Annotated in this window: 26 protein-coding genes; 16 read left to right on the top strand and 10 right to left on the bottom strand. The window is 41.7% G+C overall.

The window, feature by feature from the left end:
* Positions 1–54 precede the first annotated feature (54 nt).
* Positions 55–813: a response regulator transcription factor gene (locus FRE64_RS01685; RefSeq protein ID WP_146297242.1), complete on the top strand. Its 759-nt coding sequence runs from the start codon at positions 55–57 to the stop codon at positions 811–813.
* Positions 814–818: 5 nt separating this feature from the next.
* On the opposite strand, the gene FRE64_RS01680 is transcribed toward FRE64_RS01685, so the two are convergent.
* A complete protein-coding gene (locus tag FRE64_RS01680) occupies positions 819–2,123 on the bottom strand; it encodes a GAF domain-containing sensor histidine kinase (RefSeq protein ID WP_146294375.1) in 1,305 nt (434 codons plus the stop codon).
* Positions 2,124–2,263: 140 nt separating this feature from the next.
* Between FRE64_RS01680 and trmD the strand changes: the two genes are divergently transcribed.
* The 3 genes from trmD to plsY all read left to right on the top strand — a co-directional run bounded on the left by trmD (position 2,264) and on the right by plsY (position 4,280).
* A complete protein-coding gene (trmD, locus tag FRE64_RS01675) occupies positions 2,264–2,962 on the top strand; it encodes a tRNA (guanosine(37)-N1)-methyltransferase TrmD (protein WP_146294374.1) in 699 nt (232 codons plus the stop codon).
* Positions 2,963–3,059: 97 nt separating this feature from the next.
* Positions 3,060–3,602: a CDP-diacylglycerol--glycerol-3-phosphate 3-phosphatidyltransferase gene (gene pgsA / locus FRE64_RS01670; RefSeq protein ID WP_146294373.1), complete on the top strand. Its 543-nt coding sequence runs from the start codon at positions 3,060–3,062 to the stop codon at positions 3,600–3,602.
* A gap of 33 nt (positions 3,603–3,635) precedes the next feature.
* Complete coding sequence (gene plsY / locus FRE64_RS01665) at positions 3,636–4,280, top strand: glycerol-3-phosphate 1-O-acyltransferase PlsY (RefSeq protein WP_146297241.1); 645 nt, start codon at positions 3,636–3,638, stop codon at positions 4,278–4,280.
* 109 nt (positions 4,281–4,389) lie between these two features.
* Here the strand turns inward: plsY and FRE64_RS01660 are convergent, their stop codons facing one another.
* Positions 4,390–5,913 carry a SagB/ThcOx family dehydrogenase gene (locus tag FRE64_RS01660; protein WP_146294372.1) on the bottom strand — a complete coding sequence of 508 codons (1,524 nt, stop codon included), beginning with the start codon at positions 5,911–5,913 and terminating at the stop codon, positions 4,390–4,392.
* 100 nt (positions 5,914–6,013) lie between these two features.
* On the opposite strand from FRE64_RS01660, the gene FRE64_RS01655 reads away from it, so the two are divergent.
* The 3 genes from FRE64_RS01655 (at position 6,014) to dnaX (ending at position 9,443) form a co-directional block, all read left to right on the top strand.
* A complete protein-coding gene (locus FRE64_RS01655) occupies positions 6,014–6,691 on the top strand; it encodes an SAM-dependent methyltransferase (protein WP_146294371.1) in 678 nt (225 codons plus the stop codon).
* Positions 6,692–6,911: 220 nt separating this feature from the next.
* A complete protein-coding gene (gene psb30 / locus FRE64_RS01650; protein WP_146294370.1) occupies positions 6,912–7,043 on the top strand; it encodes a photosystem II reaction center protein Ycf12/Psb30 in 132 nt (43 codons plus the stop codon).
* A 93-nt stretch (positions 7,044–7,136) separates the two neighbouring features.
* The gene (dnaX, locus tag FRE64_RS01645; RefSeq protein WP_146294369.1) at positions 7,137–9,443 is read left to right on the top strand and encodes a DNA polymerase III subunit gamma/tau; all 2,307 of its coding nucleotides are present in this window, start codon (positions 7,137–7,139) and stop codon (positions 9,441–9,443) included.
* 134 nt (positions 9,444–9,577) lie between these two features.
* Here dnaX and FRE64_RS01640 read toward each other — a convergent pair whose 3' ends face one another.
* Positions 9,578–11,167 (bottom strand): glucose-6-phosphate isomerase, encoded by a 1,590-nt coding sequence (locus tag FRE64_RS01640; protein ID WP_146294368.1) that lies wholly within the window; start codon positions 11,165–11,167, stop codon positions 9,578–9,580.
* A 107-nt stretch (positions 11,168–11,274) separates the two neighbouring features.
* Between FRE64_RS01640 and FRE64_RS01635 the strand changes: the two genes are divergently transcribed.
* Together FRE64_RS01635 and FRE64_RS01630 are read left to right on the top strand one after the other, a co-directional pair.
* Positions 11,275–12,189, top strand: coding sequence for a DUF4434 domain-containing protein (locus tag FRE64_RS01635; RefSeq protein WP_146294367.1), 915 nt, complete (start codon positions 11,275–11,277; stop codon positions 12,187–12,189).
* 138 nt (positions 12,190–12,327) lie between these two features.
* Positions 12,328–13,143 (top strand): TPM domain-containing protein, encoded by an 816-nt coding sequence (locus FRE64_RS01630; RefSeq protein WP_222597847.1) that lies wholly within the window; start codon positions 12,328–12,330, stop codon positions 13,141–13,143.
* 14 nt (positions 13,144–13,157) lie between these two features.
* Here FRE64_RS01630 and cbiT read toward each other — a convergent pair whose 3' ends face one another.
* Positions 13,158–13,757, bottom strand: a complete 600-nt coding sequence (gene cbiT, locus FRE64_RS01625) for a precorrin-6Y C5,15-methyltransferase subunit CbiT (RefSeq protein WP_146294365.1) — start codon at positions 13,755–13,757, stop codon at positions 13,158–13,160.
* A 209-nt stretch (positions 13,758–13,966) separates the two neighbouring features.
* Here cbiT and FRE64_RS01620 point away from each other — a divergent pair, with 209 nt between their 5' ends.
* From FRE64_RS01620 to FRE64_RS01605, 4 genes are read left to right on the top strand one after another with little or no spacing between them, the layout of a single operon-like run.
* Entirely contained in the window at positions 13,967–15,073 is a 1,107-nt protein-coding gene (locus tag FRE64_RS01620) for an ABC transporter permease (RefSeq protein WP_146294364.1), read from the top strand.
* 33 nt (positions 15,074–15,106) lie between these two features.
* Positions 15,107–16,897 (top strand): signal peptide peptidase SppA, encoded by a 1,791-nt coding sequence (gene sppA, locus FRE64_RS01615; RefSeq protein WP_146294363.1) that lies wholly within the window; start codon positions 15,107–15,109, stop codon positions 16,895–16,897.
* A 31-nt stretch (positions 16,898–16,928) separates the two neighbouring features.
* Positions 16,929–19,403, top strand: a complete 2,475-nt coding sequence (gene priA, locus FRE64_RS01610) for a primosomal protein N' (RefSeq protein WP_146294362.1) — start codon at positions 16,929–16,931, stop codon at positions 19,401–19,403.
* 9 nt (positions 19,404–19,412) lie between these two features.
* Positions 19,413–19,982 carry a Uma2 family endonuclease gene (locus tag FRE64_RS01605; protein WP_146294361.1) on the top strand — a complete coding sequence of 190 codons (570 nt, stop codon included), beginning with the start codon at positions 19,413–19,415 and terminating at the stop codon, positions 19,980–19,982.
* A 26-nt stretch (positions 19,983–20,008) separates the two neighbouring features.
* On the opposite strand, the gene FRE64_RS01600 is transcribed toward FRE64_RS01605, so the two are convergent.
* Together FRE64_RS01600 and FRE64_RS01595 are read right to left on the bottom strand one after the other, a co-directional pair.
* The gene (locus FRE64_RS01600; RefSeq protein WP_186708805.1) at positions 20,009–20,737 is read right to left on the bottom strand and encodes an ISAzo13-like element transposase-related protein; all 729 of its coding nucleotides are present in this window, start codon (positions 20,735–20,737) and stop codon (positions 20,009–20,011) included.
* An 11-nt stretch (positions 20,738–20,748) separates the two neighbouring features.
* The gene (locus FRE64_RS01595) at positions 20,749–21,210 is read right to left on the bottom strand and encodes a hypothetical protein (protein ID WP_146294359.1); all 462 of its coding nucleotides are present in this window, start codon (positions 21,208–21,210) and stop codon (positions 20,749–20,751) included.
* A 142-nt stretch (positions 21,211–21,352) separates the two neighbouring features.
* Here FRE64_RS01595 and mazG point away from each other — a divergent pair, with 142 nt between their 5' ends.
* Positions 21,353–22,177 (top strand): nucleoside triphosphate pyrophosphohydrolase, encoded by an 825-nt coding sequence (gene mazG, locus FRE64_RS01590; RefSeq protein WP_390622252.1) that lies wholly within the window; start codon positions 21,353–21,355, stop codon positions 22,175–22,177.
* On the opposite strand, the gene FRE64_RS01585 is transcribed toward mazG, so the two are convergent.
* From FRE64_RS01585 to FRE64_RS01570, 4 genes are all read right to left on the bottom strand, one after another.
* Positions 22,174–23,367 (bottom strand): DNA double-strand break repair nuclease NurA, encoded by a 1,194-nt coding sequence (locus FRE64_RS01585; RefSeq protein WP_146294358.1) that lies wholly within the window; start codon positions 23,365–23,367, stop codon positions 22,174–22,176. The genes mazG and FRE64_RS01585 overlap by 4 nt on opposite strands.
* A 56-nt stretch (positions 23,368–23,423) precedes the next feature.
* Entirely contained in the window at positions 23,424–23,627 is a 204-nt protein-coding gene (locus FRE64_RS01580; protein ID WP_146294357.1) for a hypothetical protein, read from the bottom strand.
* Between the two features lie 11 nt (positions 23,628–23,638).
* The gene (def, locus tag FRE64_RS01575) at positions 23,639–24,193 is read right to left on the bottom strand and encodes a peptide deformylase (protein ID WP_146294356.1); all 555 of its coding nucleotides are present in this window, start codon (positions 24,191–24,193) and stop codon (positions 23,639–23,641) included.
* Between the two features lie 151 nt (positions 24,194–24,344).
* Positions 24,345–24,839: a universal stress protein gene (locus FRE64_RS01570; protein WP_146294355.1), complete on the bottom strand. Its 495-nt coding sequence runs from the start codon at positions 24,837–24,839 to the stop codon at positions 24,345–24,347.
* A 51-nt stretch (positions 24,840–24,890) separates the two neighbouring features.
* On the opposite strand from FRE64_RS01570, the gene FRE64_RS01565 reads away from it, so the two are divergent.
* Together FRE64_RS01565 and ureG are read left to right on the top strand one after the other, a co-directional pair.
* Positions 24,891–25,562: an urease accessory protein UreF gene (locus tag FRE64_RS01565; RefSeq protein WP_146294354.1), complete on the top strand. Its 672-nt coding sequence runs from the start codon at positions 24,891–24,893 to the stop codon at positions 25,560–25,562.
* Between the two features lie 3 nt (positions 25,563–25,565).
* Positions 25,566–26,165: an urease accessory protein UreG gene (gene ureG / locus FRE64_RS01560; protein WP_146297239.1), complete on the top strand. Its 600-nt coding sequence runs from the start codon at positions 25,566–25,568 to the stop codon at positions 26,163–26,165.
* Positions 26,166–26,174 lie beyond the last annotated feature (9 nt).

Genomic DNA, 26,174 nt, shown 5'->3' with positions numbered 1-26,174 from the left:
TAAAGATCATCGAAACTGGGGGGATTCAAAACTTTAACGGGGAGTATGAGTGAAGTGGAGTCAATTTGCGTTCACATTATTGAAAGTAATCCCCATCTCAGGTCGCTTTTAGGCTGGCACTTGCAACAAGCAGGTTTTTTTGTGCATCAGTCTGGCACAATTGAAAATGCGAAAACTCTGCTTGATAGTGGAAAATTAACGTTGTTCATTCTCGATTCTGATTTACCTGATGGTAATGGCTTAGACTTTTGCTATTGGTTAAATCGTTATCTACAATCACGGATTTTAATGTTGTCTGCTCATCATACAGAACAAAATGTTGTTGCAGGATTAAAGGCTGGAGCAGATGATTATTTAGTTAAGCCTTTTGGGATGCGAGAGTTTATGGCGCGAGTTGATGCTTTATCACGGCGTTTAAAGGAAACCAATGCTCCTCTTTTATTAGACTATGGGGAATTAAAAATTCATTTAGCCCAGCGGAAGGTTTATTGGCAAGGAGAAAAAATTGAACTCACGCCTCAAGAGTTTAGTTTATTATATGTTTTAGCTCAAGCCCAAGGAATTGCTCTTTCTCGCTTGGAATTACTACGCCGTGCTTGGCCAGAAGCCATTGATAATCCGCGCACGATTGATACCCATATTCTGTCGTTACGGAAAAAATTAGAGGTTAATCCGCGTCAACCAAGGTTATTACAAACAGTCAGAAATGTGGGCTATTGCTTGAATACTCATTTTCTAAATGAAACAAGAAACCTTACTTCCTCTCCCCAAACTTTGCCAGTAGAAGTTTCTGCCGTAAATGAGCAACGATAAGCTGATTAGGCAGTTTTTAGTCGAATGATAAAAGCAGTTCCGTGAGTTGGATTTGTCGGGGGAGTTGTTGGGCTCATTAATTCAATCTCGCCTTGCATTTGTTCCACATACTCTTTAGCAATGGCTAATCCGAGCCCGGTTCCGGGGATGTCGCTTTCTGATTGAATGCCTCGATAGTGCCGTTCAAAGATTTTAGGCTGATCTTCGGGAGGAATCCCGGGGCCATTATCCCGAATCATAATCTGCTGAGATTCTGGGCTGTCTTGGCTAACATAAACCGCGATCGCGCCGTTTTCTGGGGTATATTTGACGGCATTTTCTAGGAGGTTATTACAGACTTCTTGCAAGGCTTTAGTGTTAGCTTGAACAGGGGACAATTGTTCAGGAATATCCGTTTCGAGGGTAATGTTTTTATCTTGCGCGATCGCGCTAATTGAGTCTAAAATTGGGGTCAATACCTCCCTTACCTGCACTGCTTCTAAACTAGGTGCTTGACTCGCAGGAAGCGACTTTACTTGCGAACTGCCCTCTAAGAGGCTTTTCTTTTCTGATGCAATAGTTACTTCTTCCTCACCAATTTGATCGAGATAATCTCCCATATCCTGCAAGAGTTGTTGTAGGCGGTCACTTTCTCGCATTAAGTTTTCAGCCAGAGAGCGATTCTTTTGATCTTCAGGTTGTAGTCCTTTTAAGAGGAGCTTACCAAAAGTTCTCAAAGCCGTAAGAGGATTCCGTAATTGATGGAGAATATCATCCAAGTGATCGCGTTGTTGGGCTTGTTGTAATTTTTGTTGGTGCAGTTTTTGTTGCGATAATCCCTGACGCTGATCTAAAACGCAAGCTAAAGCAATTGTTCCAGCAGTGCGTTGAATTTGGGTAAATTCCCACTCGCTCCATTGAGCTTGTTGGCGTGCAACCACTAATAACCCCATCATGACATTTTCATGTAATAGGGGAAACACAATTTGATGGTGATTGGATTGATTTTTAGCAGAGAGAAAATTAGATTCTGTGGTTGTTAACTGTGGCGTAATTTCTGCCGAATTCGGAAGAGAAGGACTCGAAGCGAGAGAGTTATCATCGGCTTGCACCACTGTTCCGTCTTCAATTTCTTCCTCCCAAATGTTACTATCTTGGGGATGGACAACCACCGGAATTAACTGTCGGGTTCCAGACTCTAGTTCTTTGGTTAAATAAACGGCTCCTCGGTCTGCATTTAAGCCTTCTTGTAAATTCGTAACTTGCGACCGGCAAAGTGCGGTAAATTCAGAACTAGCGGGGAATAAAAGTTGGTTTACCTGATGAGACATTCCAATTGCCTTAAACTTTGACCTTCTAAAATTTTGCCTTGTCCTTTATTCTAGTCCTTAAGTCACCTGAATCGACTTCCCCCAAGGTCAGAGTCTATCCTTTAAAATGATGAGTTTACCTCGCAACTAAAACAATTATCGTGCGTTTTGACGTTATCACCCTCTTCCCCGATTTTTTTACCTCTCCCTTAAGCTCTGGGATCGTGGGAAAAGCCTTGCAAAAAGAAATTGCTACCGTTAATTTTGTCAATCCTCGGGATTTTGCGGTTGACAAACACCGTCGTGTGGATGACGAACCCTATGGGGGAGGTGTGGGAATGCTACTTAAACCTGAACCTATTTTTTCTGCTGTAGAGTCATTACCCCAATTCTCTTCTCAAGAGGTGATTTTAATGACACCTCAGGGAGAACCCATGAATCAGCCGTTATTTCGAGAATTGGCTTATGATTATGAACAATTAGTCTTAATTTGTGGGCATTATGAAGGGGTAGATGAACGCATCCGTGAGCATTTAGTGACGCGAGAAGTGTCCTTAGGGGATTTTATTCTCACTTGTGGGGAAATTCCTGCTTTAGCTTTAATTAATGGGGTAATTCGGTTAATTCCTGGAACCATTGGGAAGGCTGATTCTCTCAAAGCTGAAAGTTTTGAAACGGAGTTATTAGATTATCCCCAATATACCAAACCTGCGGTGTTTCGGGGTTGGGAAGTTCCGCCAGTTCTGCGATCAGGGAATCATCGCGCGATCGCGCAGTGGCGAAAGGAACAACAAATTAAACGGACCCAAAAACGTCGCCCTGATTTATGGCAAAAATGGAAAAATGAGTCATCCTCCTAATCACTCTTGTTACACCGAACTAGCTAGAATTACCGTTTGATCTTTAACCCGACTGTTGCCTTATTTTTGAGATAGAGTAATATTATTTTTTTTGATTATGGTCAATCTTCCCACCCAAATCACGTTATCTCGTCTATTGGGCATTCCTATAATCTTTTATTGTCTTAGCCAGCCTTCTCTTTCATTTCAATGGGCAGGATTAATATTTTTTTTAATTGTAGCAGCCACTGATTGGCTAGATGGTTATCTTGCTCGTAAACTTGACCAAGTTACAGATTTAGGCAAGTTTCTGGATCCTTTGGTGGATAAACTGTTGATTTTTGCGCCACTTTTGGTATTAGTGGAAAGGGGGACAATTCCCGCTTGGGCTGTTTTTTTGATTTTAGGACGGGAAATCGCGATCGCGGGATGGCGAGTTACGCCTAATTTATCAGGAGAACAAGTTTCGGGTGCCAATCAACTTGGCAAAATTAAAACGGCATTACAAATTATTGCTATTACAGCTTTAATTGCCCCCATTAATGCTGACAATTGGCTAATATTTTCTCAGATTCTATTTAGTTTAGCGGTGTTTGTCACCTTATTTTCGGGATTAATTTACGTCTGGAATCCCTTGTTGTCAAAAGAGACAAACTCGTAAAGAAGTTTTAAAGTTAATTTGATTATAATAATGATGTTAGAACTATTTTTGATTAGTAGCGCGTTAATTCTCTTAGCTTATTTGTTAGGATCAATTCCCAGTGGCTTTCTCGCTGGACGCTGGTTAGAAAACATTGATATTCGGGAGTATGGATCGGGATCTACGGGGGCAACTAATATCTTACGGGTTTTAGGGGCCAAAGCGGCAGTCGCTGTTTTACTGGTAGATTTACTTAAAGGCGCGATCGCGGTTGGTATTGCGAAAATGAGTTTCAATGAATTACCAATAGCTAGTATATCTGAGCATAATGCAGCATGGCTAGTTATTTTAACAGCGTTGGCGGCCGTTTTTGGTCATAGTAAATCAGTGTGGTTAAACTTTAGCGGTGGCAAATCAGTGGCAACCAGCTTGGGAACATTGCTAGTCATGACTCCTGTTGTGGCTTTAGGGGGAGTAGTCAGCTTTGGTTTGACCCTTGCTTTATCCAGAATTGTCTCTTTAAGTTCCTTAGTTAGCGCGATCGCGATTAATATTTTAATGATTGCCCTGAATGAACCCTTCCCTTATTTCATTTTCTCTACTTGTGCAGCCGCCTATGTTATTTGGCGACATCGCGGTAATGTAGAACGGATTTTAGCAGGCACTGAACCAAAAATTGGACAGAAAGTTTCACATTAATTGTTATTTGTCCTTTGTTGTTTGTCTTTCGTCCTTCGTAAACCAATGACTAATGACTAACAACATCCACCGACTCAGTTTGTACCTCAACAGACCAAGAAACGCTATATTATCGTCTTGGACGACCTAAAGTTGTAATATAGAGAACTGCCTCATCTTCAGGAATGCCTAAAACTTCATTGACTTGGTTATCAAAAAAGCCTGCAATCCCACTAACCCCCAATTGTAAATAAATAGTGGCTAAATTGAGACGTTGTCCCAGGTGTCCAGCGTCCATGTGTAAATAACGATAAGCGCGATCGCCGTATAAAGCAATCGCCTGTTTTAAGTCTGCGGTATGGAAAATAACCGCACCAGCATCTCGTCCTAAATCTTGTCCTAAACAGAGATAATGTAATTCTCGACGGAAGTTTTTAAAGCGAATTTGTCTTAATTCTTGAGAGTTCGGGGCATAATAATAACAGCCTTCTTCTAAGTCAGTTACCCCAGAAGCAGCAACAAAAGTAGAAATTAAATTGGGTTCAAAAAAGTCTGGCTGAGAATCGAGTCCTTGTTGCCAATAGTCTTGAGGCTGGTAAGTAAAATGAAGCAGTTGTTTTAACTCATCAAAAGTAATTTCCTGTCCATTATATCCCCGTGTAGAGCGGCGTTTCAGCATCGTTTGCGGTAACCCTTCTAACCCTTCTCCCCAATCAATGGGATCAGTTTCGGTAGAAACTTTTAAGCAAAAGGGAAAGTTATATTTATCCTCTTTATCACTGGTTTGTAGCTGTTTAGAACTAATTTGAGGTTCGCTGTCAATTTTCGTCTTTTCATGGAGATAACCTAGTAATTGCCCATCAGGAATATTCTCAGGAAACGTATGATTGGCTGGAGAGGGTAAACTGGTTTTTGCAGGGGATAAATTTTGGTTAACTTCTAATAAATCAGCTAAGGCAGCCACTGTAATTACGCCTTCTTTTTCAGGGTTGAGATAAAGTAGTTCATTCATGCGATCATCATGAAATCCGCCAATTAAATGAGGGCGATAGTCTGATAAACTTCCTGCGAGTTCAAAATTGCCTAGTAAATGTCCTGTATCAAGGAATATGCGTCGATAAGCCCGATCTTCATAGCGCCATGCGGAACGATAAAAAACCGAGGAAACCGCGATCGCGATCTCAGTATTTTCTAAAGTAGAATGCCAAAAACAAGCAACCTGCAAATCTGACCACACAGAATCTTCCCAAAAGTGAATCAGGGAATGGCTTCGAGATTGATAGTTATAAAGCCCTTCTGGTAAAAATGATAATCCTCTAACAATAAGATATACTTCTGCTGGGTAAAGTCCACCTGCTGAAGGGGCAGCACGAAGATAAATTCCCTCACCAGACATGGTTTGCAGTTTCGCGGTTACCCCATAGGATAAAAGGAGAAATTGCGAGAGACGATGCCATTTTTCCCAGTGGGGTTCATCGGTTGGGGTTTTATCCAGATAGGGTTTTAAGTCGTAAGTGGTTCCAATTTGGTAATCTTTATAGGGAAGGGGCTGATTCTCCCAGTCAAGAGAACGGGCTTTTTTGGCGATCGTGTCTGGATCGTACTTGGTACGTTCGTGGTAATGTTGGGCTAAGGTGGGTTGCCATTCAGACATAGATTTGCAGAACCTTTGAAAACAATACTTTCGGGGACTTTTATTATCTTATCATTAGCCATTAGCCATTAGTCATTGGAAATAACAATTAAAAATTAATATGTTTCAATTAGAAAATGTTGTTCCTTGGGGGCGTTCCTTTCAAGACTATTTGGGAATGTTTAATCTAACTCCTGAGGATTTAAAATTATCTATTTTAGACTGCGCCGGGGGGCCAGCAAGTTTTAATGCAGTCATGAAAAAACAGGGCAAAACTGTCATTTCTTGTGATCCGATTTATCAATTCACTTCTGAACAAATTCAGCAACGCATTAATGAAACTTATCCAATTATCATTAAAGGGCTTTATCAAAACTTTGATCAATTTGTCTGGAGTCCAATTACTACCCCTGAAGCATTGGGAGAATATCGTTTAGCGGCGATGCAAGAGTTTCTAGCTGACTTTCCTCAAGGCAAAAAAGAAGGGCGTTATCGCAATTTTAGTTTTCCTAAGTTTCCCTTTCCAGACCAAAGTTTCGATTTAGCAATTTCTTCTCATTTGTTATTTACTTACTCGGAACAGTTTTCTTTTTCCTTCCATTTAAATTCTATTTTAGAACTGTGTCGTGTTGCTAAGGAAGTGAGGATTTTTCCATTAGTAGAAAATTTTACCAGTGCCAAATCTCGACATCTTGACTTTATTTTAGAGGCATTAACTTCTAGAAATTACCAAGTTGATATCCAAAAAACTGATTATGAATTTCAACGGGGTGGCAATGAGTTATTAAAAGTAAAATAAAAAATTGTTATTTGTCCTTTGTCATTTGTCCTTTGTCAACCAATGACCATAACATCTTGTCTCCCCATTTCCCCATCTCCCTATCCACTTGTCTCCCATCAGGTTTGTTTTATGAAGTTTTGTTAAAGATTTTTAAACTAAAGGCTCGTTGAACGTTAATATACAATGTTGGAAGATAGTTTAATGATTTTTTAAAACTGGCGAAAAAACGGGAGAGAATATGGACGCTTTAACAAGTTTATTAAGTAACATCAATTATGAAGTAATTTTTCAGTTAACCTTTGTCACCTTAATCATGATTTCTGGCCCGGTAGTGATTTTTTTACTCGCTGTGCGTGGAGGAGATATGTAACTGCCCTAAAAAAACGTCATAATAGAGAGAGTAAGCAAGGTGTTATGATATGCGCCTTGCTCATTTTTTTCTCTGTGCCAGTTGTGGGAAAATATGCCTTACGAACCGCTTCATCAGAAATATCGCCCACAAACCTTTGCTGATCTCGTGGGACAAAGCGCGATCGCGGATACTCTTACCAATGCCATCAAACGCCAACGCATTGCCGCTGCCTATCTATTTAGTGGTCCGCGAGGGACAGGAAAAACTTCCTCAGCACGAATTTTAGCTAAATCTCTTAACTGTCTCAATAGTAGTGAACCCACTGCCGAACCTTGTGGCGTGTGTGAATCTTGTCGCGCCATCAGCCAGAGTAATGCCCTTGACATCATCGAAATTGACGCGGCGAGTAATACTGGGGTAGATAATATTCGAGAATTGATTGAGAGATCAAGTTTTGCCCCTGTCCAGTCACGATATAAGCTGTATATTATTGACGAGTGCTTAACCGGTGATTCCCTGATTCACACCTCGCAAGGTTTAATGAGAATTGATGACCCTAACATTCAAGGAAAAACGGTTCTCAGTTATAACGAATCGCAGGGGACATGGGAATATAAAAGAGTCTTACGGTGGCTTAATCAAGGTATCAAACCAACCTTACTTATTCAAACCAGTCATCGCCAAATTCGTTGTACAGAAAATCATTTAATCAGGACAGAACAAGGATGGATTCAAGCAAAAAATCTCAAAGAAGGAATGAAGATACTATCCCCTGCAAGAGGGAATACAGCCTTAGAAAGCATTGGATCCATCTCTCTTGCCAGTAAAGAAGCAGTTTATGACTTAGAAGTTGAAGAGAATCATAACTTTGTGGCAAATGGACTTCTGGTTCATAATTGCCATATGCTGAGTACAGCAGCATTTAATGCCCTGCTGAAAACTCTCGAAGAACCGCCACCGCGAGTGGTTTTTGTTCTCGCCACCACTGATCCTCAGCGCGTTTTACCCACCATTATTTCCCGTTGTCAGCGCTTTGACTTCCGACGGATTCCCCTCACCGCGATGGTGTCTCATTTAAGCGACATTGCCCAAAAAGAAGACATTGACATTACTCCTGAAGCCCTTTCCGTCATTGCCCAAGTCTCTCACGGGGGATTACGAGATGCCCAAAGCCTCTTAGATCAACTTAGTCTCCTTTCAGAACAAATTACCATTGAGCGCGTTTGGGACTTAGTGGGTGCGATTCCAGAGCAAGACCTAATTACCCTCCTACAAGCTATTAAACAGCAAAATGGGGAGCAAGTGATCACTCTCTGTCGCCAATTAATGGATCGGGGACGAGAACCGATTATTGTATTACAAAACCTTGCAGGGTTCTATCGAGACTTATTACTCGCAAAAACTGCCCCTCAACAATCCCAATTAGTCGCCCTTACCGCTTCTACTTGGAAACAACTGTGTGAAGAAGCCCAACAATGGACGATTCAAGACATTCTCGCTGGACAAAAACATCTCCAAGACAGCGAAGCCCAAGTTAAACATACTACACAACCTCGCCTCTGGTTAGAAGTAACACTATTAGGGTTAATTAATACCACAGGAAACCAACCCACAGTAACACAAAAAAAAGCCTCTTTACCTATTCCAGAAACGCCTGTTACCAGTCAATCGGAAGTTACGACACCTCCTCCTGAAAAGAAAAAAGTAGAACCTAAAACACCTGTTTCTCAACCGTCTTCCCAACCAGTTGCAAGTCAAGGTGAAACCCCGAAAACTCCTCCTCCTCAAACCACGCCTAATGAGTCAGAAACAGAAGCTAGGGAAGAATCCCCTAATCTTGAAAAAGTTTGGGCGCAGGTGATCGAAAACTTACCACTTCCAGCGCAATCTTTAGTTAAAGATCATTGCCGTTTATTAAGTTTAGACGGAAATCTTGCCTGTGTTGGAGTAAAAAGTGAACCTCTTCTTAAGTTTGCTAAAAAACGGGAAAAAAATATTGAACAGGCTTTAAGAAAGGTTCTTAATCAAGAGATTAAACTGACTTTAGAAGTGAGTCAAGTTAATACTGCTGATTCAGTTTCTCCAGCAGAAAATAAAACAGATATTCCAGAATATAAAACTCATCCCGTTCAGTCTCCAACATCTTCACCCCCGCCTGAAACAGATCAATCACCAAAAGAACAACCATCCCAAGAGAGTGAAAATTACCACCCAAAGCCTGAAGACGATAATGGAAATTATGGGTCATCAAAGGCTGTTGATTTTCAAGATCAGGAAGTAGCAAGGACTACAGAAACAACTGAAGAAAAGCATTCGGAGGAAGTTAGTTCAGAAGAAGAGGTTAATAAAATGGCTAAAGAGTTAGCAAAAGCCTTTAATGGGGAAGTGCTTTCAACAGACAATGATGTTCCTCTTTAAAATTCGGTGATCTGTATGTCGAAAAAAATAATATTGCCAGCTATTCCCCCAATCTCCCCTTTTTTCGGGTTTAGATAGTTGTTAGGTATAACTAATTTCTTAAAATGGGGGAATTATATTGTCTTGAGAGAGGATTAATTTGCCCAAGAAATTTTAAGATCACTGGGTTTTCCCCAGTTTCCTTCCACTTTTACCCCACGATAATTACTGTGGAGATGACGAATTATTTTATAAATGGCTTCTACTGAGTCAGGAGCGTTAACTTTTTGGGCAATTTCTGACAGAGAGAGAGAAGTTTTTTCTTGTTGAAGCACCTCGATAACATTGTTCTGTAATTCTAAGATAGAAGCAGCCGCTTTTTTCCCGGCTTCTACCCCAGGTTGGTGATAAGCATTGATATTGACTAAAGAGGCGTAAAGCCCGACGGCGCGTTCATATAACGCAATTAAAGCTCCCACAGTTCGGGGGGTAACTTCTCCCACGGTAATCGTAATGGAATCACGTTCATTCTCATATAACGCTAAGCGAGTCCCTTGTAATAATCCAGAAAGATAATCTCCTGAAGTTACTCCAGCTTCTACTTCGGGGGAGTCTCCATCGCGATCTTTTAAGACTTCAATAAAGGTGGCAAAGAAATTAGGAACTCCCTCTCGTAACTGTTGAACATAGGCGTGTTGATCTGTACTTCCTTTATTCCCATAAACAGCAATTCCTTGATAAACAGTATTGCCATCGAGGTCTTTTTCTTTACCAAGAGACTCCATTACTAGCTGTTGTAAGTAACGGGAGAATAAGCTAAGGCTATCTTTATAGGGCAATACCACCATGTCTTTTTCTCCTTTGCCATTCCCTGCTGCATACCAAGCTAAACTTAGTAAGGCGGCTGGATTGGTTTTTAATTGAGATTTCCGAGTGAGATTATCCATGGTTTTTGCCCCTTCCAATATGGAATCAATATCAATCCCTTGTAAGGCAGCTGGTACTAATCCTACGGCAGACATTTCCGAGGTGCGCCCCCCTACCCAATCGTGCATGGGGAAAGTGGTAATCCAACCCTCGCTTATAGCAATTTGTTCTAATTTTGAGCCTTTGCCGGTAATGGCAACTGCATGAGAACCAAAGTTTAAGTTTTGCGCTTCATAAGCTTTTTGAACTTCAATCATTCCATTACGGGTTTCAGGGGTTCCTCCTGACTTGGAAATCACTAAAACAAGGGTACTGGATAAACGATCGCGCAACTGTTCTAATTGATCATCTATTCCTTTGGGATCGGTATTATCAATAAAATGAAGATTTAGGGGGGCATCAAGAGGGGCTAAGGCTTGAGATACAAATTGGGGTCCCAATGCTGATCCCCCAATGCCAATGGAAATCACATCCGTAAAGCGAGCTTCTTTGGGGGGATGAATATAACCACTGTGTACTTGCGCGGCAAAGGTTTTAAGCTTTTCTAAGGTGTCGGTAATATCAGCTTTTAATTCCGCATTGGGAGCAAGATCAGGATTTCGTAGCCAATAATGACCTACCATCCGATTTTCATCAGGATTGGCTATTGCTCCTGCTTCTAAGTCTGCCATGTCTTGGAAGGCTTTTTGAAATTGCGGTTGCATTTCTTGTACAAACTGATCTGAGAAACGCATCCGGCTAATATCGAGATAAAAGTTTAAGTCTGGGTCATAATAGAGCCAGTCCTGATAGCGTTGCCAAAGTTGGGATTGATCCATCCTCTTTTATCCTGTTATTCGTCGCTTACATTGCTTAGTTTAAGACACTCAAATTAATTCTTCATCTACTTTCCTAGATTTTTGCACCCGATTAACGATTTTGGACTATGAAACCAGCCCTCACCGGAACCTTCCTTGATGAAATCACTCATGACATTCCCTCACAAAATTGGCGCGATCGCGATTGGGATAACGATTTTGCCACTATGAAAGAAGTGGGGATTGATACTGTTATTTTAATTCGCGCTGGCTATAAAGATCAGGTTACCTTTAACTCACAAGTTTTACAGGAAAAAATTGGCAAACTCCTCCCTGTTTATACTGATCTCGTCCAATTATTCCTAACTCTAGCTGAAAAATATGGCATGACCTTTTATTTTGGGACTTATGACTCTGGAAACTACTGGTTAAATGGCGACTATCAAACCGAAACTGAGATTAATCAAGCCTTCTGTGAGGAATTTATCCGCCGTTACGGGGATTATCAGGCATTTGGCGGTTGGTATATTAGCCATGAAATTAATACCTATGATGAGGGGATGATGCAAGTGTATGAAGAATTATCCCGTCACCTGAAAAAACTTCGAGATGTTCCGATTCTAATTTCTCCCTATATTAAGGGCATTAAACAGTTTGGAGAAACTGCCATTTCTTTCAATGAGCATATTACTGCTTGGGATTCCATATTTGCTCGTTTAAAAGGCATTGTGGATATTGTCGCCTTTCAAGATGGGAATGTGGCTTATCAAGACTTACCCCATTATTTGCAAGCGAATTGTCAACTGGCAAAGAAATACGGTTTAACGGTTTGGAGTAATGTGGAGAGCTTTGATCGGGATGTTCCTTGGAAGTTTCCCCCGATTGATTATCGTAAACTCCGTTATAAAATTGAGCAAGCCGAAGCCGCGCAAGTGGATAAACTGATCACTTTTGAATTTTCTCATTTTCTTAGCCCTAATTCCACATTTCCCGCCGCTAGACAGTTATACCAGCGTTATTGGGAATGGATCACTCAGCGATAAACCTATCTTAGGTATGAAAGTTGAGGGGTGATCTGTATTTTTTTTCTCACTATCCTTAAAATAAAGTAAACAAGTGTAAAGTTCATTGAGCTTGTTGTTAATTTTTAAGAAATGTTGAAACAAAGCCGTTATATAAAAATGCTTATTCCGTCTTTAAGACGCTTTATTGTGCTCTTTATCAGTTGTCTTTTGGGGCTCTCTACGCTTTTTGCTAATCCAGCTCCTGCTCAAGCCTTTGATAATCCTTCTTTATTGCCAGAAAAGCAAACCCCGATTATTGATTTAGCGAATTTTTTACCGACGCTACAAGAAGAATCGCTAACCGAAGAAATCAAAGAATTTGAAGAAGAAACAGGTTGGAAGCTACGGATTTTGACCCAATATGATCAAACTCCCGGACGTGCTGTTAAAGAATACTGGAACCTAAATGATCAAAGTGTTTTATTAGTAGCAGATGCCAGAGGTGGGAATCTTTTAGCTTTTAATGTGGGAGATGAGGTTTATAATCTCCTACCGCGTACCTTTTGGGTAGAATTGCAAACTCGCTTTGGCAATATGTTTTATGTGGAGAAAAACGGCGAGAATAACGCGATCGCGCAATCTCTAGAAACAGTGAAAGGATGCTTAGCAGAAGGTGGTTGTAATGTTGTTCCAGGCTTACCGCAAGAACAATGGATTCTTACTCTCATCACTTCTGTTGTTGGGGGAGTAGTCTTTGGTTTAGCCGCCCGACCTCGCAAACAAGATCAAATCGTTGCTTGGCAATGGGCTTTGTTATTATCTCCTCTATGGGGCATTCTCTTTATTGCCTTTGGCATTGGCCCCGTTGTCACTCGTACTGCTGAGTGGTTACCGTTACTACGGAATATTCTTGGTTTCATGTTAGGGGCTTTAGTTGCCTATTTAACCCCTATCTTCAACAATGAATCTACTCATTCTGAAGGTAAGACCTAAGACTCCTAGTAGCATCAAAACTTCTCGCCACTCAAGATAAAAATGGGATCAACGGCAGCAAATACCTGAGTTGGTCCCCGAGTTTCCAAGCGGTTTACAGAAGACTGTACTACTTCAATATTGCGAGCTTGTAGTTTCGCTAAGGTTTCCGAGAGACGATATAAACTATCTAAATTATTTGCCACTGCTACGACTCGTCCTTGCGGCTGAATATATTGCCAAACTTGTTCTAAATTTTTATGTACATCTTTTCCCCCTTCCAAACAAACGCGATGGGGAGATTTAGGTAACTTACTCAGACAATCTGGGGCAACCCCTTGAATCACCTGCACATTTTTTACCCCAAAGCGCGTGCAATTATGACGAATTAAATCCACCACCTCTTCATCTCTTTCCACCGCAAAAATGCGAGCATCAGGACATAATAACCCAGATTCAACAGGAATTGTTCCTGTTCCTGCGCCCACATCCCATAACACAGAATCGGGTTCTAAGCGCAAATAGGACAGTAATAAAATTCTCACTTCCCGTTTGGTTAGGGGAATTCCAGGGAGACGTTCAAACAAGTGATCAGGAATGCCAGGGCTTTTGTAGGGCCAGATCGAAGAAGCCATATTGACAATTCGTTATGCGTAATAGAGATTTGTGATTTGCCCCCGCTGCTCCGGAGTTCCCTGTGCTGGTCATTGGCTACTAGATAATCACAAACCTTTTTCCAGACATTAATTGAGAGTTTGCCGTGACGACTTGAAGACAAATTGGTTTAAAATTAACCTATGCTACTAATTGTCCATTGTCTATTGCTGATTGTCAATTATTTTTTATGAACTGGTGGCGAAAACTCAAAAAGAATTCTTTAGCTCGAATCGGCGCATCCTTGCTACTCATTTTTTATTTAATGGTCATTGGCGCTGATTTTGTTGCCCCCTATGATCCTTATGCCTCAGAGATGGATGGCTCTTTGTTGCCTCCCACAGAAATTTACTTTCGCAATCAGGAGACAGGAGACTGGATTGGCCCCCATGTTTATCCCACGCAACAGGGAGAAACGGATATTGAAACAGGAGATCGAGAATTAATTGTTGATTTTGAAGAACCCACCCCTTTAACATTATTTGCTGCTGGTACTTCTTATCGCATTTTTCCGCTTTATTTACCCCTTCCGCCAGATTTTGAACCTGTAGAAATTTTCTCAGGTTGGGAAGTTGATTGGCATTTATTTGGAACAACAGGTGAGGCTAAATATCATCTTTTAGGAACAGACGAACAAGGCAGGGATCAATTTTCACGCTTAGTTCACGGAGGAAGAATTAGCTTATTTATTGGTTTATTTGGAATTGCCATTTCTTTTCCATTAGGAATGCTGTTTGGTGGCATTTCTGGGTATTTTGGAGGCACAGTTGATGCTATTATCATGCGGTTAGTGGAAGTTTTAATGACCATTCCCACGATCTATTTATTAGTTGCTTTAGCGGCAGTTTTACCGCCAACATTAAGCAGCACTCAGCGTTTTATCTTAATTGTTGTCATTACTTCTTTTGTTAGTTGGTCGGGACTAGCTAGGGTGATTCGCGGACAAGTTTTATCCATTAAGCAACGAGAGTTTGTGGAAGCCGCTCGCGCGATGGGGGGAAATTCTTTTTATATTATTCTCCGCCATGTTCTCCCCCAAACCGCAACTTACATTATTATTTCGGCGACACTTGCCATTCCCAGCTTTATTTTAGCCGAGTCAGTGTTGAGTTTAATTGGGCTAGGGATTCAACAACCTGATCCCTCTTGGGGAAACTTGCTGTCTGTGGCGACCAATGCTTCTATCCTCGTCTTACAGCCGTGGTTGGTGTGGCCCCCAGCAATTATGATTATTTTAACGGTTTTAGCCTTTAATCTGTTAGGAGATGGCTTAAGGGATGCTCTTGATCCACGTTAGAATGGAGGCTGCTCAGTTCAATAGACATAATTTATGCGTCAGTTTCTCAAGCAAGCTCTTGCCACTTTAATTGGTAGTTTTGCAGGCTTAGTTTTATTTTCAATTGTTGGAACAGGTAGCCTATTTTTACTCTTTGTTATTATTGGCACTCGCGATCAACAACCGCAAGTGGAATCAGATTCGGTTTTAGTTTTTGACTTATCAAAATCTATTCAAGATACACAACCCCCCCTTAATATTACTCAGGCGTTATTTGCCCCTGAAGAGCGTCCTGTCACAGTTCAGCAAGTGGTTAATTCCATTGAAAAAGCCAGTGAAGATGATCGCATCTCTGGCATTTTACTTGATGGAACAGAAGGCTCGAATACTACAGATTATGCCATTTTACAAGAAATTCGTGAGGCGTTGGTTGAATTTCAAGAAAGCGGTAAAGAGGTAATTGCTTATGATACTAATTTGAATCAACGGGAATATTATTTAGCTTCAGTTGCTGATAATGTCATTTTAAATCCTTTAGGGAATCTGGAAATAAGAGGGTTACGTTCGGAACAAACGTTCTTTGCTGGGGCGTTTGAACAATATGGTATCGGAATTGATACTGTTCGAGTGGGGGATTATAAATCGGCAATAGAACCCTTAATTCGAGAAGATTTAAGTCCTGAAAATGAAGAACAATTGACTGCGCTTTTAGGGGATATTTGGGGAGAATGGTTAGAGGATGTTAGCACTCAGCGAGACATTAGTGTTGATGAGTTACAGAATATTGTTGATACCCAAGGGATTTTGTTAGCTGAAAATGCTTTAGAAGCAGGGTTAGTGGATGAAGTGGCTTATCGTGATGAGGTAATTAGTCAGTTAAAAGAGATATCAGAAACAGAAGATGATGATGATTTTCCCAATATTTCTCTAGCGAGTTATAGTGGGGTCACTCAGAGGGAGGCAATGGAAGATACCTCTGATAATGAAATTGCGGTGCTTCATGCTCAAGGGGCGATTGTTGGTGGAGAAGCCCCATTAGATAGTATTGGTAGTAGTCGCTATGCTCAGAAAATTCGCAATTTACGAGAGAATGATGATGTTAAAGCAGTGGTTTTGCGAATCAATAGTCCTGGAGGCGGTGCAACGGCTTCTGATGTGATTTTACGGGAATTGAAGTTAACCCAAGAGGAAAAGCCGGTTATTGTGTCTATGGGGGATACCGCGGCTTCTGGTGCTTATTGGGTGTCGTTAGGGGGAGATAAGATTTTTGCTCAACCTACTACAGTTACTGGTTCTATTGGCGTGTTTGGGATTTTACCGAATATTCAAGAGCTAGCAAATGAAAATGGGATTACTTGGGATGAAGTCGCAACCGGGGAGTTGGCTGGCTTAGATAGTATTTCTCGCGCGAAAAGTGAGGAAGAATTAGCCATCTTGCAAGGAACGGTTGACCAAATTTATGATCGGTTTATCGATCGCGTTGCTGACAATCGTGACCTTTCCCCAGAAGAAGTGGAAGAAATTGCTCAAGGTCGTGTGTGGTCTGGCAAACAAGCTCAAGAAGTGGGATTAGTCGATGAGTTAGGGGGATTAAATAGCGCGCTCGCGCAGGCAGCAGAAACCGCAGAATTAGAGGATTGGCAAGTTCAGGAATATCCCCGTTTAAGTGGCTTTGAAGAACGGTTTTTAAGACGTTTTCAAGAGGATGCTCGTGTATTATTGGGTCAAGAAACCCCAATTGATGAGCGTCTCAAGCGATTCCAAAACAGTTGGGAAGAGTTCAAAGTTATGAATGATCCCAATCATGCTTATGCTCGCCTTCCTTTTGAGTTTCATATTGATTAAAATCGGAACAGTGGTTAAGTGAGTCTAACTGATGTTAAATTCCCCCGTTGTGCCTGTTGTTGCCAGCAGTCAAGGTAATTATAATCCCGACAATTCGCAAACTGCTCAGTGGGTAGAAGTCTTAGTGGATTGTCCAGACATCCCAGGGTTACTCACTTATCACCTTCCAAGCGAGATGACCGTTCAACCGGGGGATATTTTAAGTGTTCCCCTGCGGAATCAAATTGTCGGTGGCATTGCCATTCGGCTGGTTTCCTCTCTCCCTGAAAATCTCTCAGAAAATCAGATTCGAGACGTGGAAACAGTGGTAAGTGAAAGCCTATTTCCCCCACGTTATTGGCAATTACTGGAAAAAGTCGCTCATTATTACTGTAGCCCTTTACTCTCAGTCATTCATACCGCATTACCCCCAGGATTACTGGGAAAATCTCAACTGCGGATTCGCTTAAAACCAGATGTTATTCCAGAAGGGGCAACAGAATTTTGTTCTTCTGTCGGCGTAGCAGTTTTAAGACTCCTGCAATCTCAGCAAACAGGAGATTATAGTGCGCGATATCTGCGACAACAAATTAAAGGGGCGCAACGGGGAATTAATGAGTTAATGCGACGGGGTTGGGTAGAAAGTTATTTACAACAACCCCAACAATCTCGCCCAAAGCGTCAAAAAGCAGTTTTATTAGTGGGAGAATCTCCCGAGTTAACTCCTCGTCAACGGGAAGTATTAGAGTTTCTCCGTCGTCGCGGCGGTGAGTTATGGTTAACTGAATTATTACAGGCGTGTTCCACCACTTCTAGTACAGTTTCTGGCTTAGAAAAAAAAGGCTGTGTGGTCATTCAAGAACAGGAAAGACTGCGATTTGCTCAAACCCCTGATCAAGAATTGGATCAGCCTAAAACCTTAAACCATGCCCAACAAGAAGCCCTCAATACCATCAATGCGCTAGACGGCTTTCAGCAAGTTTTATTACATGGGGTAACGGGTTCAGGAAAAACCGAAGTTTATTTACAGGCGATCGCGCCAATTTTACAAGCTGGTTATTCGGTACTAATTCTAGTTCCTGAAATTGGGTTAACCCCTCAACTGTGTGATCGATTTCGCGCCCGTTATGGCAATCAAGTTTGCATTTATCACAGTGCCCTTTCCACTGGGGAAAGATATGATACTTGGCGACAGATGTTAAGGGGAGATCCCCAAATTGTCATCGGAACGCGATCGGCGGTTTTTGCCCCCCTGCCAAAACTGGGAATGATTATCCTTGATGAAGAACACGACAGCAGTTTCAAACAAACCCAACGCCTCCCCACTTATCATGCTCGTACTGTAGCAAAATGGCGAGCCGAACTGGAGCATTGTCCTCTCATTCTGGGATCAGCCACTCCCTCTCTCGAAACTTGGGAAACCCCTGAAAAATATTATCTCTCTCTCCCTGAACGCATCTATTCTCGCCCCTTACCGCCCATTTCCGTGGTTGATATGCGGCAAGAATTACAACAGGGGAATCGCTCCATTTTTAGCCAACCCCTGCAAACCGCCCTGCAAAACTTAAAAGCTCAAGGAAAGCAAGGCATTCTCTTTATTCCCAGACGGGGGCATAGTACCTTTGTTTCCTGTCGCAGTTGTGGCTATGTTATGGAATGTCCCCACTGTGATGTTTCTCTTTCCTATCACTACACCCATGAAGGGGGGACGCAATCGTTACGCTGTCATTATTGTAATCATACCCAACTGCAACCGAAACAATGCCCTGCCTGTGGCTCTCCCTATCTGAAGCATTTTGGCACAGGAACACAACGGGTAAAACAAGCCCTAGAGCAAGAATTTCCTGACTTACGCACCCTACGGTTTGATAGCGATACCACACGCACTAAAGGCGCACACCGTTCTCTCTTAAACCAATTTACCAACTACGAAGCAGACTTATTAGTGGGAACACAAATGCTAACTAAAGGGTTAGATATTGCCCAAGTTACCCTAGTGGCAGTTGTTTCTGCTGATGGGGTATTACATCGCTCTGATTATATGGCAGCGGAACGGGCATTTCAAACCCTCGCCCAAGTAGCAGGAAGGGCAGGAAGAGGGGATGATCCCGGACAGGTGATTATTCAAACTTATAACCCCGAACACCCTGTTATTGCTGCTTTATACAACCATGATTATCGGCGGTTTGCCCAAGCTGAATTAGAAAACCGTTATGCTTATAATTATCCTCCTTATGGCAAGTTAATTTTACTCAATTTAAGTGGTTTAGATGCGCTAGAAGTACAACAAACAGCTACCTTATTAGCAGATGTCTGTCGTAGCAAAAATGAAGAGAATCAGTATGAAGTTTTAGGGCCAGCACCTGCCAGTGTGATGCGAATTGCAAGGCGTTATCGTTGGCAAATTTTGTTAAAATGTTCTCGCACAGAAGGAGAAAATCAGCTTTCTTGGTTAACGGATTTATATCAGTTTTGTCCGAAAAATATTAGTTTAAATATTGATGTTGATCCTTTAGATATGGGGTAATCAAAATTAATGATGTTAGCAACAGCGAATAAAGCAGATCGTGTCGTATTAAATCAAATTAGTTGGGAACAGTTTGAAAATTTACTCACAACTTTAGGGGAAAAAAGAGGTGCTAGAATTGCTTATGATCAGGGGCAATTAGAAATAATGACTCCTTTACCTGAACACGAATATTATAAACAAGTAATTAGCACTGCGGTTGAAGATATTGCCGAAATTTTAGAGCTTAATTATGAGTGCTACGGTTCAACGACATGGAAAGATCAAATGAAAGCAGTGGGAGTTGAACCTGATAATTGTTTTTATTTTCAAAATGAAGCCCGAGTACGGGGAAAATTAACATTTGATCTCAACATCGATCCTCCTCCTGATCTCGTTTTAGAAATTGATGTAACCAGCAAATCCCTTAACCGTTTTCTAATTTATGCCCAACTAGGGATTCCTGAAATTTGGATTTATGAAGAAGGAACATTAACGATTTATCAATTAACCAATAATCAAACTTATCAGGAAACAACCACCAGTGCCATTTTTCCAAATCTCCCGATCCAAGAACTTCCCAATTATTTAGAAACTTAGGGATTTGCAATAAAAAAGGATACCCATCAGAACGAACCAACAGTAACTGACCATTTGGGCAAAGATTCTGAAGGATGCCAATCAACTCGATAGTCTGCTAAAGACTCAGGGTCAACTTTGACACCAGTTTGATAAAGCTTAGTGACATGGTGAACCACAGGCTGAGAACCTTTCCAACTCATCTTACTTGCCCATCTCAGAGCCGTGTCAATAGAGTCCAGAATCGCTCCGTTCCAGAATTGTTCAAGGGCAGCCCAACAACGCTCAATGGGATTGTATTTACTATGATAGGGAGGATAGTAAATTAAGCGAATCTGGAGCTGGTAATGACGAGAAAATTCTACAATCCTTTTGATGAACTGAGTGCGATTGGAACGGGTAGCACTGCCGCCATCCAAGTTAATGGCTAAGGTGTTAACCTCGGGAAAGTTTCCTTGATTGCTTTTCCACCAGTGCTCTAGACAATCAACAATGAAATCTGAGGTTTCAGGGGACTCACTCATGTAAAGAGCTAAGTTGTCTGTACGGAGGTTAAGAATCCCAAAGGGAAGTAGAGTCGTGTGCCATTGAGTATCATGGTCATCGGCTTGAGGGGGAGCTTGGCGACGGTCTTTCCCACCCCGTGAGAGGTTTCCTAGTTTGACTTTGGCTTTCGAGTCAATTGAGATGCGTAAGACGGTTGGGTCATCATCGGCCGCTTGATTAGCTGTTGCCACTTGTTCAAAAATAGCATCAGTTTCAGGGATTTTCTTCAATGGCTTGGTTTTTAAGGTTTTTTTAAACGGTAGCCGAGGCGATTTAACATTGCTCCAATTGTTTGTCGGGTTGGTAATTGTTCATCGCTGTATCCTTTTTCCCTAATCAGAGCATTTCTCACCGCTTGAGCACTCATGCGGCTATACTGAAATGTGGTTTGGAATTTTGGGTCGGCTTGAGATTGTTCCTCTACTAGGTCGCGAATCTCCTTTCCTAAATTGGGCAAGTTTTCTTCGCTTTTTTTCCGACCCCGCTCCTGATACTTGTCCTGATAGGAGATTCCCCTTTCCAGATGGTCAAGACCTCTTTGAACACACACTCTCCCCCAACCCATTTGCCTTTCTGTCCGACGGGCTGAACCTTGAAAGTAGTCAAGGCACACCTGAGCGACAAACACTCGTTTTTTCTCTCCTGTTAATTTTCTCGCTGCATCTTTAAGAGTTCTTTTGAACTGTTCGTTTAACTCTTGCATCCTCTTTTTACCAATATCATCTCTTCTAGTTTCTTGGGTAATTCATTTTTTCGCAAGTCCCTTATCGCGAACAAGGAAGACTAAAGATGCGTCAAGGGATTAGAAATTGGATTAAGGCTACTCTTACTCAAGAATAGAAAATATGATGAATCAACCTGAAAACCTGACCCAACAAGCAATTTTAAATGCCTTAAATGATTTAATTGATGTCGTTGCCAAGCTACGATCGCCGCAGGAAGGATGTCCTTGGGATTTAGCGCAAACCCAAGAAACTTTAATTCCCTATATTATTGAAGAAGCCTATGAAGTTACGGCTGCTATTCGCAGTCAAAATCAGGAAGCCATTGTCGAAGAATTAGGGGATTTATTATTACAAGTGGTGTTGCAATCGCAAATTGCCTCTGAATCGGGTGATTTTACTTTAGAAGAGGTCGCCCAAGGAATCACTGATAAACTAATTCGTCGTCATCCTCATGTTTTTAGTAATTTAGATGTCAAAGACGAAGCAGAAGTACGAAAAAATTGGGAAGCGATTAAAGCGCAAGAAAAAGGGTATCATCCTGAACAAGAGAAAAAACTGAGCCAAAAGTTTCAAAAGTATGCAGAAACCTTACCACCGTTATTTGCTAGTATGAAAATCTCTACAAAAGCAGCAAATTTAGGGTTTGAATGGACGAACTCCCAAGGTGTTTGGGATAAGTTTGAAGAAGAATTAGCCGAGTTTAAGGAAGCATTAGCAAGTAAAGATAGTAAAGATCAAGAATCAGAGTTAGGAGATGTTTTATTTACGTTGGTTAATATTGCCCGTTGGTATGGTTTTGATCCTTCACAAGCCTTACAGGGAACAAACCAACGATTTGTGGAACGCTTAACTGTTATGGAGAGTTTAGCAGAACGTCCTCTCAGTGAGTATTCGTTGGAGGAGTTAGAGGCGTTATGGCAAAAGGCAAAACAGCAGCTTCTTTAGGCAATACTATCCCGTTTATTACTCTCTTTATAAGAAACCCCCACATTGGGTAATCCTGCTTTAATCATTTCTCTTTCTAAAAGGGCAAAAAAACGAGCGCGATCGCTGCTTCTCACGACAGCTTGATTATGGGATTCCGCGATCGCGACAGGATAACCATATCCCTTATACACTTGTCCTAAAAGAAGCCCTAAAGACTGTTCTAATAACTCAATATCTTGCGCTATCCATGCGGGAAACTCCACTCGCGCAATTTCTGTTCCCACATGAACATAACAGAAGTGAATAGCAAACTCTTCAGGATATAATTCTAAAATCGGGCTTTGACTACGCCAAATTGCTGATCGCTGTCCGGGAGATAATAAGGTTTGCCAGAGGGTGGTATCTCGCAAAGGTTCACAACTTTGGCAAGGAAGTTGATTCTCTTCATTAGCGCAAAAGGTTTGACAATCAGGAACATTATAAGGGCAACTGGCATAGCGCAAAAACCGTACGGCTTCGGTGTGGCGATTAGCACTAAGATAGCCCATTAATGGCACTTGCGCGGCTTGTAATTGTTCCCAAGCGCGAAAAATTCGGGGCAAAAGTTGATTTCGGGCGGGGGTGGGTAAATTCTCTAGAAACCAATAAATTAAAGAGCCATCCACTAGGGCTAAATTGGGTTCATCGTGTGCCCCTGGTGGCTTCACCCAACGATAAGCCATTTCTGCAAGGGCTTCAATTTCTGAAACCGTACGCCGATACCCTAGCCACTCATCGGTGGGAATCCCCCATTGGCGAGATTCATATAAATCTTCTTGGGTATAAAAAACTTCTGGAATGCTATCGAGAACAGGGAATAAACTTTGCCCATAATGCAACATCACTCGCCCAATATTAATCAGATAACAATAGGCGATTTCGTGGTGGGAGGGAGAAATTTGTGAGCCATCGGTAGCAAAAACGCTATGGGCGTAGGGAGGAGTGGGAATATCTTGGCAAGTGTCGAGAGGTTCTAAGGGAATCGCTGCCTTAAACAGTGCGCGATCGCGCCATTCTTCCTGTTGCGTTTCTAGGGTTTCTTGGGCAAGGACACTTTCTGCTAGCCGTTTTTGGGCAACTTCTAAGCGTTGATTACTGGCTTGGGCTTCCTGCTGTAGATGCTTACTAATCGCTGGTAATTGCCCCGTTAATTTTGTAATATCAAGCATAACCGAGGATTAAAGTAGCAGCGACCAATATTAAATAGCCACTGCTTTCAGGTAAACTATTTCAAGTTTGCTCTTGCATCTTGAATGGCTAGCCAAAGGGCTAATCCTGTTAAAGGAATGCTAGCACTCAAAATAGCGGAAGTCACCATAACGCCATAGCGAGGATCGCCATAAGAAAGTTCAAAAACTGAGCCAACAGCAGCGATCGCGGCAACGCAAGAAATTAGTAATAATAAACCACTTTTTGGGGTTAAAAACACGATTAACTCCTTTATCCTTCAGCCTTTAGAGTTTGGACAGCGTTTGCAGAAAAGCCATTTTTATTAAGAGCTTCTGTTAAAATTAAATCATTGGGGACGCGATCAACAAATAAAATCCCATTTAGGTGATCCGATTCATGTTGAATCACTCGTGCTAGGAGATCACTTGCCTTAATTTTTTTGGGGCGACCCTGCTCATCTTTATACTTGACAGTAATTGCTTTCGGGCGCACTACATCTAAAAAGACACCGGGAATACTGAGACAGCCTTCTTCCCCAGTTACTAACTCTGGGCTATAGGTTTCAATTTGGGGATTAATTAAAACTAGCGGCGGAGTTGCACTATTATCGTGATCGCAATCCACCACTAACATTTGCTTATTAACTCCCACCTGTGGAGCTGCCAAACCAATCCCCTGCTCTGCATACATGGTTTGAACCATCTGCTTGGCTAAGTCTCTAATAGATTGATCAACTTTGCTAATGCGTTTACAGGGTTTTCTTAGGGTGCGATCGCCGAGATAATGGAGTGATAAAGTATTAGCTTTAGTGGTAGAGGCACTCATAAATAAACTTATCTAACTTGACTTAAACAACAATAAGGTTTCCCTTTAATTTTAACGTAAGTGAGCCAGAAGTCCTCAATCTCAGCAAGCGGATTAGTAAAGAAGCCCAAAGCTCAGTGTAACGGTTTTTGGTCGTTACCCAATTGAAACCTCATTCTTGCTCTTGATCAGAGTCAAAATCTTTCCCCTGCACCACCAATACCGAACAAGGGGCATAATGAACTACATGATTGCTAACACTTCCTAAAAATACCTCTGCTAATCCTCTTCTTCCACGGCGACCAAGGATTACTAAATCCGCATCCCAAGTTTTTGCCATTTCTCGGATCCAACTACTTGGTTCCCCAACCTTCCAATCATACTCCACAGCTAATCCTTCTGCTTGGGCTTGTTCCGCATAGCCTGATAACCAAGTTTCTATTTCTTCAGTTTCGGCTTCTAGTTGTTCTTGTACAGAAGAAGAAAGACTCAAAACATTCTGCCCATAGATGCCACTGTAAGCCTCAAGATTGCGACCATTAAAGATCAGTGCATGAAATAAAAAAAGTTGTGCTTGATAGGCTTTAGCCAGGGTAATCGCTTGCTGAAAAACAATATCTCCTTGTGAAGATTGATCGAGAGCCACTAAAATCTTTTTGTAAGTCATGATTGCGTCCCCAACATCCGATTTACTTTCATTTTACTCTAAGAACTAATCGTGATTTTAAAATTATTACAATTATCTAACTCAGCTTTACCTTTAGGCGCTTATAGTTACTCTGAAGGCTTAGAAACGGCAATTGAACAACAATGGATTCGCAATCAAAGCGATTTATCACACTGGTTATCCCAAGAACTATCTCATGGCGCAATTCGTTTAGAAACAGCGTTGATGTTACGGGCTTATCATGGCTGGTTAAATGGGGAAATAGACACCATACAGTATTGGAATCAGTGGAGTAGTGCGGTTAAAGAAACTTCAGAATTACGGGAACAAAGTTGGCAAATGGGAAATAGCCTGATTCGCTTATTATTAGCATTAGACAAAAATTCCTCGACTTTAGAACCTCGTCTTCAAGCTCTAGGAAAGTCTTATAATTACGCGATCGCGCTAGGAATTGCCTCCGCCCATTGGCAAATTGAAGAAAATTTAGCAATTCTCGGTCATCTTCACAGTTGGACAACCAATATGGTTAATGCTGGGGTAAAATTAATTCCATTAGGACAAACAGCAGGGCAGCAGTTATTACAGGAGTTGCACCCCTTAATGGAAATCACGACTGCTGAGATTTTAGTATTACCCGATGAGGACTTATACAGTTGTAGTTGGGGGCTAGGGCTTGCCAGTATGCAACATGAAATTCAGTATAGCCGTTTATTTCGGAGTTAAATGATGAATCCAACGCTACGAGTAGGAATTGCTGGGCCAGTGGGATCAGGAAAAACTGCCTTACTTAATTTACTCTGTCACACCATGCGAGAGTCCTGTAATATTGCCGTGGTGACAAATGATATTTATACTCAAGAGGATGCAGAATTTTTAGTGCGTTCTCAGGCGCTAGAGCGCGATCGCGTTTTTGGAGTGGAAACAGGGGGCTGTCCGCACACAGCAATTCGAGAGGATGCCAGCCTTAACCTTTCCGCGATTGAACAGTTAGAAAGCAAATTTCAGCCCTTAGAGTTGCTTTTTGTGGAAAGTGGGGGCGATAACCTCGCAGCAACCTTTAGCCCCGAATTAGTGGATATTACCATTTACGTGATTGATGTAGCAGCAGGGGATAAAATTCCACGCAAAGGAGGGCCAGGAATTACCAAATCTGACTTACTTGTCATTAATAAAATTGACCTCGCTCCTTATGTGGGGGCTGATCTCACGGTGATGGAACGAGATGCCAAAATGATGCGTCCAGAACGACCCTTTGTCTTTACGAACTTAAAAACTCAAGAAGGATTAACTCAAGTTCAGGAGTTTATTCGATCACATTTGATTTAAAGACAAACC

The organism is Euhalothece natronophila Z-M001, assembly GCF_007904085.1.
GTDB classification, from domain to species: Bacteria; Cyanobacteriota; Cyanobacteriia; order Cyanobacteriales; family Rubidibacteraceae; genus Halothece; species Halothece natronophila.
This window is presented reverse-complemented; position numbering and strand designations above follow the sequence as displayed.